Genomic DNA, 10,589 nt, shown 5'->3' with positions numbered 1-10,589 from the left:
CCGCCGTTGCCGCCGGGGCGCATATCATCATCGGGCCGCTGTTTGCCGCCCAAGTGGCCGAGGTTGCGCCGATTGCCAAAGCGGCGGGCCTATCGGTCATCAGCTTCTCTAACGACCGCTCGGTCGCGCAAACCGGCGTCTATGTGCTCGGCCTCTCGCCGGTGCAAGCGCTGCAACGCGTGATTGCCATCACGCGGGAGAAAGGGGCAACCCGCTATGCCGCCCTCGTGCCCGATGCGCCGATTGGCCGCCAGCTTACCGCCAGCCTGGAACGCGGCCTGCCGCAAGCGGGCGGCAGCCTCGTCCGCGCCGATAGCTATCCGGCCAACGCGACCGACTTCCAAGGCATTATCCGGCGCACGGCGGAATATGACCGCCGCCGCGCCGATCCGCCGCCGCCGCCCTCCTATCAAGTACTGGTCATTGGCGAGCTTTCGGTGTCGCGCTTGAAGCAGATGGGGCCGTGGATTCCCTATTACGATATCGACGTCAAAGACGTGCGCCTCGTCGGCATGCCCCAGTGGGACGACACCTCCCTAGGGGCCGAACCCGGCTTCGTCGGCGCTTGGTACGCTGCCCCCGATCCTGCTGGGCGCGCACCGTTCGAGGAAAAATTTAAAGCGGCGTATGGCACGGTGCCGAACCGGATTTCCTCGCTCGCCTATGACGCGGTCGCGCTGACCGCCGTCATCGCCAAACTCACCAATGGGCCGAATTTCTCCGACTCGACCCTGACCAATCCCAATGGTTTTGCCGGGGTGGAAGGGCTGTTTCGCTTGAACATGGACGGCGGCACCGAACGCGGCCTCGCCGTTTGGGAAATCCAGCGCGGGGCGCATAAACAAATCGCCCCCGCGCCGGGAAGTTTCCTGCCGCCGACCAACTAAACCTTAGCGGATGGCATCGACCAAACCATAGATGCCGTAGCCAACCAGATAGGACAGATCGCGGTTCGGATAGGCCGCCGCGGCCTGCTTTTCCAGCGCGGCGTAATGGGGGGCGGCGGTTGCGGGCGCGGCAAGTTCGTTGGCCTTTGCCCCCAAGCCGGTCACATAGGCGCGGGTGAGTTTTTCGATCCCGGTCAGATAGTCGGTTTGCGCCGCAACCGCTTCTGCCACGGGGGCCGAAGCGCCGCGCCCGCCGTGGATGATCTTGCCGCCCAGGGCCGGAAGTTCGGCCAAGGCCGCCCGCCATGCCGCGAGATCAGGCTTGGGCTTACCGTTGACAATCCCGCCTTCCAGCCACGCATGCGCGCCGTGATGCACCAAGTCCCCCACCAACAGATCGCCGGTGGCATCGATCTTCACCACGGTTTGCGTGCTGGACACGCCAGAATGCTTCAACTCGGTGAGGGTGAGAGTTTCGCCCGAGGCGAGCTTAATCACCGTGGAGCCGCTGAAGGTCTGCTGGATCGGCGCCAGCGCCGGGTAGGTTTCGGCAGTGAAGGCTTTGGCGATTTCCACCCAGAAATAGCGCTTATAGGTATCGACCCCCGGCAGCGCCTGCGCCGTTGCCGCCGAGGCAATCGACACTGCGCCAAGCTTATGGAACACGCTGAGGCCGTTGAACTTATCGGGGTTCGGGTGGGTGACGATGACCCGGCGGATCGGCGATGTCGTCTGCTTGCGAATATCGGCCACAAAAGCTTCAGCAAGACCGGGGGTGAACTGCGTGTCGATGACGGTCACTTCGCGGCCATCGTCATACCAGAAAGTTTTGGTATCAAAACCATTGGCGTCGGATTTGAACACATGCAACTGCCCGGCTTGAGCGGCCCCGGCAACAAGGCCCAGGCTGAGGGCGGCGGCGGTAACGAGAGAGTTGGTCATCTTCAGTCTCCAGAACAACAGGATGCGATGGGCACACCCTAGCGCCGGGGGCTTCCGGCGTGTTATCGATCGACTGCCATTAACTATCGATATTCCGTCATGATCCGTGATCCCGATACGGCGCGTGCGCCCATCGTCGGCCTTGCCGACACGCTCACCCCCGGCGAAGGTGAAACGCACCACCACGAGCGGGCACAGGTGATCTATGCCGTTACGGGCACGCTGACGGTGATCACGGCGCGCGGCCGTTGGGTGTTGCCGCCGAACCGGGCCTTGGGCATTCCGGGCGGGCTGCTGCATCGGGTGGCTTTAGGGCGTCCGGCAGAACTGCGCACGCTCTACTTAATACACACTCCCGCCGAATGGGAGAATTGCGCCGTCTTCAGTGTATCGCCGCTCCTCCGAGCGCTGATTCTGGCGCAGACCGAAGCCCCCTGGGATTACCCCGCCGATGGCCCGGAAGACCGGCTGGCTCAGGTGCTTTTGGACCGTTTGGCCACCGCCGATCAGGAGCCCGTGCATCTGCCCGACCCGCAAGACCCGCGCGCGCGCCGCCTGGCCGACCATCTGCGCACCGCACCCGCCGACCCCCGCTCGCTGGCCGCCCTGGCCGCCGAGGCAGGTGCGAGCTTACGAACCTTGGAGCGGTTGTTCCAAAGCGAAACCGGCCTTAGCCTTGGCACCTGGCGGCAACGCGCGCGCTTACTGGTGGGATTGGTAGCCCTCGCCGAGGGCGCAGCCGTGCTCGATGCCGCGCTTCAAGCAGGCTATGACAGCGCAAGCAGCTTCACCTACGCCTTTCGCCTCACCTTCGGCACCACCCCGGCGCGCTATTTTTCCGACACGCCGGAGGGGGGCGATTTTGGACGGATGCCTTCCTAGAATGGGTAGAGGGGAGCGCTCTGGGTAAGCCGAGCGGGCTTAACCGCCCGGGGGCTGAGGTATTCGGCCAGCAAGTCGAGCGCCGCCTGAACGTCCGCCGCAGCCTCGGCATGGAGTGCCTCGACGACAATCAAAGCTCGTTCGGTTCCCAAGGTCACGGCCGAGGCCCGGCTCTGGCGATTGCACCAGCGGCGGGCGTGGGCGTTCCCGGCCGCGTCGGCGAAGATGACTTCGCCCGCAGGCGGGGTTTCCACCTCGCCCGAAAACGCCGCGTACCGCTCATCGCCTTGGGCAAACCGAACCGTCAGCGCGCCCTCAATCAACGCCTGATCGAAAACCGCAATCGGCAGGGCTGTTGCGAGCGAGACGGTGTTACACAGGTCGATCAACGGGTGGATCGTCGGCACCTCCCCGGTTTGCCGCAAGCGCCGCAACAGGGCTTCACTGGCGCAGCGATATTGGGTCGGCTTTACGCCCAGCTTGGCAAACGCCCGCCGCCACGCCTGAATTTCGGGAAACTCCCCCTCCGGCCCTGCCGCCAACCGTTCCAGCGCGCGGGCGTGCAACGGGGTCAAAGCCGGGGTAATCTCGCTGTCGCTGCGCAGGCCCTCGACCGTGAGCACCCCCGCGGCAAGCTCGGGGAAATCCGCCCAAATCTCCGGTGCGTGAGAAAACATCCTAGACCCTCCCTGTGAACGCGAGGGCTCAGCTAACCGCACATGCCGCTTCGGTTTCTTGAAGAAAATTGCAGATCAAGCGCGCACCGCCCGGGCGAAGGTTCCCGGTGACACGCCATACTGCCGCGTAAAGAGCCGGGTGAAATGGCTTTGATCGGCAAAGCCCGACGCCGCCGCGACTTCCGCCAAAGGCAGACTCTCGGCCATCAGGCGGCGGGCCTGGTGCAAGCGCCGTTGCACAAGATAGGCGTGGGGCGTGAGCCCTGTTAACCGCGTAAAGCCGCGCACGATTTGAAAGCGGCTCAAACCTGCAACCGCCGCCAGATCGCTGAGCTGGAGCGGCGCGCCCGGATCGGCGTCGATCAACGCTTGGGCATGGCGCAAGCCGGGGGGAAGTGCGCCCATCGTCTCCGATTTCCGGCCGAGGAGGCTCGCGAAGAGGAGGATCAGACGCTCGTCCTGCGCGAAAGCGTCGCCGGTTGCGCCAAAGACTCGGGCCAAGCCTGTCGCCACCGATCCATGGGACAGCACGGGTTGGGTGAACTCGATATCGCCCGACCGGCCCGGATCAATCCCGCGCGCCGCCTCGGCCATCGCCGCAGGGGTCAGATACAGCATGCTCCAGAAGCGGCCCGCCTCGCCAATCGGGCGGCCGTCGTGAACTTCGCCGGGGTTGACCGTAATCACCTGCCCCGGCCCGGCTTCGACCATCCCGCGCCCGCTTAACGATTTGTGCCCACCACGATGGATAAGGCCAATGCCAAAACTCTCGTGGAAATGTTTTGGGAACTGGTGGCGCGTGTCGGCCCGCACCCCCCGCACCCCCGGAAGAGTGCAAGGCAGAAGCTGAAACTCGGGGGCCGACCGCACCATATCGCCGCTTACGGCCGCGCCGGGATTTCGAGGCCGCGCTGAACCGCCGGACGTGCCAATCCGCGCGCAAGCCAAGCCGGAACGTGGGTGAGGCTCGGGTAATCCACCAAGTCGGCCGCGCCATAGAAGCCGATTAGGTTGCGCACCCAGCCGAGTAGCGAAATGTCGGCGATACTATACGCATCGCCCATAATCCAGGTTCGGCCTTCCAGCCGGGTTTCGAGCACGCCCAACAGCCGTTGGCTTTCGGCACGGTAGCGCTCCAGCGGGCGCTTATCCTCAATCTCGCGCCCAGCGAACTTATGGAAATAGCCGAGTTGGCCGAACATCGGCCCGACAGCGGCCATTTGGAAGAACAGCCATTGCAGCGTCTCATAGCGCTGGGCCGGGTCGGTGGGCAGAAACTGGCCAGTCTTTTCCGCCAAATATACCAGAATCGCCCCCGATTCAAACAGGGCGAAAGGCTGGCCGCCGGGGCCGTTAGGATCGAGAATCGCCGGGATTTTGCCGTTCGGGTTCAGCGATAAAAACTCCGGCCCCCAGGTTTCATTCTGGCCGATGTTGATCGTATGGGGCTCGTAGGGTAGCCCGATCTCTTCCAGCATGATGGAGATTTTCACCCCATTCGGCGTTGGTAGCGAGTAAAGCTGAAGCCGATCGGGGTGCTGGGCGGGCCAGCGCTGGGTGATCGGAAAGGCGGAAAGGTCGGACATAGGCGGCTCCTGGGAAGAAGAGGACCTTATCCTGACCGCACCCCTGCACCGGGGGCAAGCCGGGCTTTGAAAAATCGATCATCGCGCAAGGCCGAGCCCCTCCAGTACCGCCCGCTGGCGCGCTAAAGGCGTGCTGGCGAGTAAGCTTCCACTCACCCGGCACATCGCGCCCAGCTTTAAGACTGAACTTCCCGCAGCCAGGCTAAGAGCAGCGCTTCCGCCGTTCCGGGCAAAATCGGGCGCGGGGTGAGCAGGTGATAGTGGGTGCCGTCGGGGGTGAAGCCGAGCGGGGCGACGAGCAGCCCGCTCGCAAGATCGTCGCAGACCAAACGATAGGGGCCGATGGCGACACCCAAGCCCGCAACGGCGGCCTGAAGGCTCAAATAAAAATGCTCGAACAGGGCCTCTGGCCCCTGCGGGAGCGTGACGCCCGCGCGCTGCGCCCAAGCAGCCCATGCAGCGGGTCGGGTGCGGGTGTGGAGGCGCGGAGCGTCGGCATGCACCCGCACCCCGTCGAAAAACCGCGCCTGCTGGACGGGCGCACAGACCGGGCCGACCCGTTCGTCGAACAGCGCCTCGGCAAAGGTGCCCGGCAGCACCGGATGATCGTTGCGGCGGATGGCAAGATCGATCCCCTCGCCGAACGCCACCGCCCCACCGCCCGCGACGAGACGTAGCGACACGCTGGGATGGGCCTCCGAAAATCCCGGCAAGCGCGGGATAAGCCAGCGCATCAGCAAGGTCGGCTCGCAGGAAAGCACCAAGGGCCGGTGCTGCGCATCGCGACGCAAGCGGCGGGTAGCACTTTGGATAACGCCAAAGGCTTCCGCCGCCGCTTGATGCAGCACCCGCCCGGCATCGGTCAGATAAACTCGGCGGTTGCGCCGCTCGAAGAGAGCAACGCCCAATTCTTCTTCAATCGCGCGCACGGCCCGGCTCACCGCGCCATGGGTGAGGTGCAATTCCTCCGCCGCCTGACTGAAACTCTCCCGCCGCGCCGCCGCCTCGAAGCAGCGCAGCGCGCCCAAGGGTGGCAGGCGCTCTGACTTTATCTGTGAATTTAGCTCACTGTATATCTCAGAAATCATCGTTTTTCAGTGCGCTTGTGTGCGGGTACATCACCTATAACAGTTTTTGCGAAGGAGAGAGACCCATGACCGAACTTCTGGCGGTTATCGCGATCACCGTGCTGGCGGTGATCAGCCCTGGACCCGATTTTGCGATGGTATCGCGCAATAGTCTGCTGCGCTCACGCCGGGCCGGCGTACTCACCGCGCTCGGCATCGGCGGCGGGGTGTTGGTGCATGTGACCTATACGCTGCTGGGAATCGGCCTTGTCATTCAGCAGTCGCTGCTGCTGTTCACCGTGCTGAAGCTGGTCGGCGCGGCGTATTTGGTGTGGCTCGGGATCAAGATGCTGCGCGGCCGTAGCGGCGGCACTGTCGCAAGCGAGACAGCCCAACCGATGGGGGACGGTGCCGCCTTGCGCACCGGGTTTCTAACCAACGCGCTGAACCCCAAGACAACGGTGTTCATCGTTAGCCTGTTCATGCAGGTGGTCGAGCCAAACACGCCCGTAGCGGTGCAAATTGGCTACGGCGCGTTCATCGCCCTCGCCCATATCGGTTGGTTTGCGCTGGTCGCGCTGTTCTTCTCGACGGGAGTTCTGCAAGTGCGGCTGCTCGCGGTCCGACACTGGATCGACCGGGCCTTTGGCGCGCTGCTCGTCGGGTTCGGGGCGGTACTGGCGACCGCGACGCTGCGGCCCTAGCTGCCAACCGGGTGGGAGGCGGGTTTTGCGCTCTCCCAATCGCGCAGCCCATAGCGGGCAAGGATTTTTTCCAAGTCACCGGACGCGCGCAGCCTTGCAACGGTCTCATCCAGCCGTTTGGCGTAAGCCGCTGCCTGGGGCAGTTTGGGGGCGAAGCCAATATAAAGCGGGTTCGCCGCATCCGACATATCGACCATGCGGACCGAATCGGCAAGTTTCTGGTCGGCGATTTCATAGGCCATCACCGCCGCGTCATCTACCGTCACGCCAATGCGCCCGGCGAGAAGCTTGCGCAAATTGCCCTTGAGCGGTTCGTCGCCCCCCATAACCTGAATGCGGTTCGTATTTTTGAGATTGGCTTTGATGTAAGGGTCCAGCACCGCGCCGTAGGTATAATCCAGAATAATGCCTAAGGCATGGGGTTCCAACGATTTGACCGAGGTCCAGGTAAAACTATCGCCTGCACGCACGAGCAAAACACTACGAGACTGGGCGAGTGGGAGTTTGGGATAGACTAAGCCCGGCGCTTCATCGGGCGAGGCCCCGAACACCCCCGCCAACCTACCGGCTTCGGCCTCAGCCAAAGCCCGTGCCCAGGGGATCGTTTTGTAGATCAGCTTGTGCCCGGCGCTCTCGAAAGCTTGGGTGGCGATTTCGACCATATAGCCGGGGCGCTCGCTGCCGGGAGCGCAATTATAGGGGCACCAAGCGTCGGCCGCTAAGGTGATTTCGTCGGCCTGCGCCGGGCCAGCCAGCCCAACGGCAACGAGACCTACGGTCAAATAGCGTAACATCATTCCAGCCCCCACGGTATAGAGCGCGTAGTTTGCTTTACCGGGCGCGGCAGGTTGATGCCGAATAAATGACTTTAATGTTACACCGGCAATATTCGATCTATAGTTGAATAGATCAGTTTTTATAAGAATTTAAATTCCAATTCCCGAACCTTACGCAGCAACGGCAATCTTTGGTGGATAAGCTTCTTCCAGTTCACGGATTTTGGCATAATCCTGATCGACTTGGGCACCGTCTTCGTGCACCAAATAGATTTTGGCGAGAACCGAGGTTAGATCCATCGTTCGCTGAATAGGACCGCCGATCTTGGGAATCAATTGATAGCTTTTTAGGCTGGGCAGCGTATCGAGATGGTTCAGAATCGGCAACTCGCCCAGAATTCCATCCACCGTTGACGGCAAATACACGACCATTGCGTGCTTCTTCATCGCGTAAGCATGGCCGACGAGCCGTTCGAACATCGCCCCGTCGGTCAGGGCGTCGACAATCAACTCCGCCTGATCATGGCCGGTGCCGTCGGCGATTGTGGTTGTGGAATCGAGCGGCCCCATTGCGCGCGCGGCGATTTCGACGAGGGCCGGTCCATCCGACGTCATGCGGATTTCGGCATGCCCGCCGCCATTGCGGATTTCGAGCGCGTCCAAGACGCCAATAATATAGCGCGATAATTGGTCTTGTACCGGGCCGTGCGGGGGCAATAGCCGGTAGAAATCATAAATCAGCGGCGATCCATTCAGCGCGCGTTTGCGCGACTCCAGAATGTCGCAAATGTAATGGCGGCCATCCCGGCTGACGGTATTGACCACATATTCCAGCCCATCCAAGTACGATTGCACCAGCGCCCGCGTGTTCTGTAACCCGCACAGATTGCGCGAATGCACAATCCGCTGGAACCCGTCGCGCACCTCGGCTTCCGAGTGGCAGACGTGGACATTATCGGTCGATGCGCTATCGAGCGGCTTGATGACGACCGGCCAGCGCTCGTGCGCTGCGGCCCAATCGCCCGCCTCGTCTTCCGTCGTCACCAACTTTTGCCGGGCGGCGTGAAGACCGGCGGCGCTAATCCGTTCGATCATCTCGAATTTATTGCGGCGAATGCGCGTTGTGGCGGTATCGTTCCCGCGCACGCCAAGCCGAGCCCCCAACGCATCCGCCAGTTCAACGGCGGATTCATTCCCCGGCAGCACGCAGCGAATATCATAGCCCGCAAGCTGCGCCATCAGCGCGTCAAGGTCGCCGGTATGGGCGATCATCGCCTCAAAATCACCGGGGCGATAGGTACGCAGGAGCGATTCGACGAGGGAGGGTCCGCTTTGAACCGCGATGCAGCGATAGCCCCGGCGGCGCAAGTAACCCGCAAAGAGAACACCCGTCGAATAGGGATCGACAATCAGCGCGCAGGGGGTGGACATGCGGTTTGCTCCTCATGGGCCGCTCTGAGGCGGCCATACCATAGAGTGCAAATCTATACCATCGTATGTAAAAAGTAGCAACAATGATAATAAAATGTTAACAATCAAATGGTTAGTCGCTATATGGCGCGCGAATAGGCCAACACATATGCCCCTTCATGCGCCATAGGCCTAACCCCCAGCAACCCCTCGGCCAACGCCGCGCGATGGGCGTCAACGTCGAACAGGGGCACCAACCGCTCGGGCCCGGCAAACTCCAGGGGGGCTTGGCGTAAGTCCCGCACGAACAAAAAGCGCAGCTTATCGCCATGCATCACCAAAAGCTGTCCAACAACCATGCCGCAGCCCAGCATGTTGCGCCAGCTTACCGGATTGGTGAGCGCCACCCGCGCGGTGAGAAAAGGCCGCCCGGCCCCAAAGGCCATTACGGCCCGATAGTTGAAAAGCCGCCGCTGCAGGCCAAACCCGCGAAACCGCCGATCGACCATCGAGCTTGCGATATGGGCAACCTCATCAAGACTGGCCGGCGGCGCGGGGAGATCGGTGGCGAAATTAGGCATGCCGGGCTTGGGGAGGCCCAAGACCGTGACCGCCGCCAATTGGTTTTCGATGAATAGGCCGAAGGTAAAGCCGCGCTCCCCCTCCAAATGCCAATCAACGAACTCCGGGACCTCCGGCACATACATATCCGGGTCGGGTAGATCGGCGAAAACCATCGCGCGAAACGCGACAATCGCGTCGCGATCCTCCTGGCCCAAACGGCGGAAATGGAACGGTAGACCCTTCTCCGGCGCGCTTGGTGCCGCGAGAATCCCGCTATCTAGCCATTGTGCGCACGAAATCACCATTTCCCATTCCCAATAGGTCAGCCGCCCCCCTAGGAGGTGATGACTTCCGCGATATTGAGCAGGCGCATCGGCGGATATAGATCCAGCTTTTGCGCAACAGGAATGCGGATGATGAAGGAGAAGCGCTTCAGCGTTTCAACCGGCACCGCCTGCGCGGGCTTACCGCCAACCAAGATTTCGCTGGCTTTATACCCCGCAAATCGGCCGACGTTATAGGCACGGCTGACGAGCCCCATCAGCATCTCGGACTGACGCACGGGCAGTTCCGTTGCGCAGAAGGTGGGAATCTTGAGCCCCAAAGCCGTATCGGCAACGGCCTTGCTGTTGTTCGAGCCCACAAGCGTATCCGGGCCGATATAGATAAAATCGGCCCCCTCTTGCGCCGCCGCCCGAACCAGATCGGGAATCGCCGCCGCATTGGGCTTTTTTTCCGCATCCATCGGAACCGGCTTATCCAGCATCTGGAAGCCGAGCGGTTGTTGCAGCGTGCGCAACTCCTCCGCCGTAACAACCATGTTACTTTCAGCGGGGTTATAGATAATCGCCAGTTTTTTCACCGGCTTCATCAGGCTGATCGTGCGGACCTGCGTGTCCAACGGCGCAATATGGCGCGTTCCCGTGCAGTTGCGCCCTGGCGCTTCCAACGAGGGCACGACCTTTGAAGCAACCGGATTTGTTACCGAGCTAAACACAACCGGAATATCGGTAATAAACTTGCTAGGGTCCGCCGCGTCGTGAGCCCCCAAAATGGCCTGCGTGATCGGCGTGAAGATGGTGAAGATCAAATCG

General features: G+C 62.1%; 12 protein-coding genes. 3 read left to right on the top strand and 9 right to left on the bottom strand.

Going from position 1 to position 10,589, the window contains the following annotated elements:
* On the top strand, window positions 1-887 hold an 887-nt coding region (locus tag ACIQ36_RS14300; RefSeq protein WP_395830428.1), incomplete at its 5' end, for a penicillin-binding protein activator.
* Between the two features lie 3 nt (window positions 888-890).
* Here ACIQ36_RS14300 and ACIQ36_RS14295 read toward each other — a convergent pair.
* Window positions 891-1,829: an MBL fold metallo-hydrolase gene (locus tag ACIQ36_RS14295; RefSeq protein WP_395830426.1), complete on the bottom strand. Its 939-nt coding sequence runs from the start codon at window positions 1,827-1,829 to the stop codon at window positions 891-893.
* A 99-nt stretch (window positions 1,830-1,928) separates the two neighbouring features.
* Between ACIQ36_RS14295 and ACIQ36_RS14290 the strand changes: the two genes are divergently transcribed.
* The gene (locus ACIQ36_RS14290) at window positions 1,929-2,711 is read left to right on the top strand and encodes an AraC family transcriptional regulator (RefSeq protein ID WP_395830424.1); all 783 of its coding nucleotides are present in this window, start codon (window positions 1,929-1,931) and stop codon (window positions 2,709-2,711) included.
* On the opposite strand, the gene ACIQ36_RS14285 is transcribed toward ACIQ36_RS14290, so the two are convergent.
* The 4 genes from ACIQ36_RS14285 to ACIQ36_RS14270 all read right to left on the bottom strand — a co-directional run bounded on the left by ACIQ36_RS14285 (window position 2,708) and on the right by ACIQ36_RS14270 (window position 6,002).
* Entirely contained in the window at window positions 2,708-3,388 is a 681-nt protein-coding gene (locus ACIQ36_RS14285) for a B3/4 domain-containing protein (RefSeq protein ID WP_395830422.1), read from the bottom strand. The genes ACIQ36_RS14290 and ACIQ36_RS14285 overlap by 4 nt on opposite strands.
* Before the next feature lie 75 nt (window positions 3,389-3,463).
* Window positions 3,464-4,261 (bottom strand): AraC family transcriptional regulator, encoded by a 798-nt coding sequence (locus ACIQ36_RS14280; protein ID WP_395830420.1) that lies wholly within the window; start codon window positions 4,259-4,261, stop codon window positions 3,464-3,466.
* An 8-nt stretch (window positions 4,262-4,269) separates the two neighbouring features.
* On the bottom strand, window positions 4,270-4,974 hold the full coding sequence (locus ACIQ36_RS14275) for a glutathione S-transferase N-terminal domain-containing protein (RefSeq protein ID WP_395830418.1): 705 nt from the start codon (window positions 4,972-4,974) through the stop codon (window positions 4,270-4,272).
* 176 nt (window positions 4,975-5,150) lie between these two features.
* A complete protein-coding gene (locus tag ACIQ36_RS14270) occupies window positions 5,151-6,002 on the bottom strand; it encodes a LysR substrate-binding domain-containing protein (protein WP_395830416.1) in 852 nt (283 codons plus the stop codon).
* 125 nt (window positions 6,003-6,127) lie between these two features.
* On the opposite strand from ACIQ36_RS14270, the gene ACIQ36_RS14265 reads away from it, so the two are divergent.
* Complete coding sequence (locus ACIQ36_RS14265; protein ID WP_395830414.1) at window positions 6,128-6,745, top strand: LysE family transporter; 618 nt, start codon at window positions 6,128-6,130, stop codon at window positions 6,743-6,745.
* Here ACIQ36_RS14265 and ACIQ36_RS14260 read toward each other — a convergent pair.
* From ACIQ36_RS14260 to ACIQ36_RS14245, 4 genes are all read right to left on the bottom strand, one after another.
* Window positions 6,742-7,542 carry a substrate-binding periplasmic protein gene (locus ACIQ36_RS14260; protein ID WP_395830412.1) on the bottom strand — a complete coding sequence of 267 codons (801 nt, stop codon included), beginning with the start codon at window positions 7,540-7,542 and terminating at the stop codon, window positions 6,742-6,744. The two genes, ACIQ36_RS14265 and ACIQ36_RS14260, sit on opposite strands and share 4 nt — an antisense overlap.
* A 150-nt stretch (window positions 7,543-7,692) precedes the next feature.
* A complete protein-coding gene (locus ACIQ36_RS14255) occupies window positions 7,693-8,952 on the bottom strand; it encodes an ATP-grasp domain-containing protein (protein ID WP_395830409.1) in 1,260 nt (419 codons plus the stop codon).
* Window positions 8,953-9,071: 119 nt separating this feature from the next.
* A complete protein-coding gene (locus ACIQ36_RS14250; RefSeq protein WP_395830407.1) occupies window positions 9,072-9,800 on the bottom strand; it encodes a hypothetical protein in 729 nt (242 codons plus the stop codon).
* 29 nt (window positions 9,801-9,829) lie between these two features.
* A partial coding sequence (locus tag ACIQ36_RS14245; RefSeq protein ID WP_395830405.1) for an ABC transporter substrate-binding protein occupies window positions 9,830-10,589 on the bottom strand: 760 nt, incomplete at its 5' end.

The organism is Elstera sp., from assembly GCF_044372965.1.
Classification (GTDB): domain Bacteria; phylum Pseudomonadota; class Alphaproteobacteria; order Elsterales; family Elsteraceae; genus Elstera.
Note: the sequence above shows the minus strand (reverse complement) of the source record. Positions and strands in the feature narration are given on the sequence as shown.

Coding starts and splice junctions, on each gene's coding strand:
- ACIQ36_RS14295 (WP_395830426.1), bottom strand. CDS start 1,829: ATGACCAACTCTCTCGTTACCGCCGCCGCCCTCAGCCTGGGCCTTGTT.
- ACIQ36_RS14290 (WP_395830424.1), top strand. CDS start 1,929: ATGATCCGTGATCCCGATACGGCGCGTGCGCCCATCGTCGGCCTTGCC.
- ACIQ36_RS14285 (WP_395830422.1), bottom strand. CDS start 3,388: ATGTTTTCTCACGCACCGGAGATTTGGGCGGATTTCCCCGAGCTTGCC.
- ACIQ36_RS14280 (WP_395830420.1), bottom strand. CDS start 4,261: ATGGTGCGGTCGGCCCCCGAGTTTCAGCTTCTGCCTTGCACTCTTCCG.
- ACIQ36_RS14275 (WP_395830418.1), bottom strand. CDS start 4,974: ATGTCCGACCTTTCCGCCTTTCCGATCACCCAGCGCTGGCCCGCCCAG.
- ACIQ36_RS14265 (WP_395830414.1), top strand. CDS start 6,128: ATGACCGAACTTCTGGCGGTTATCGCGATCACCGTGCTGGCGGTGATC.
- ACIQ36_RS14260 (WP_395830412.1), bottom strand. CDS start 7,542: ATGATGTTACGCTATTTGACCGTAGGTCTCGTTGCCGTTGGGCTGGCT.
- ACIQ36_RS14255 (WP_395830409.1), bottom strand. CDS start 8,952: ATGTCCACCCCCTGCGCGCTGATTGTCGATCCCTATTCGACGGGTGTT.
- ACIQ36_RS14250 (WP_395830407.1), bottom strand. CDS start 9,800: ATGGTGATTTCGTGCGCACAATGGCTAGATAGCGGGATTCTCGCGGCA.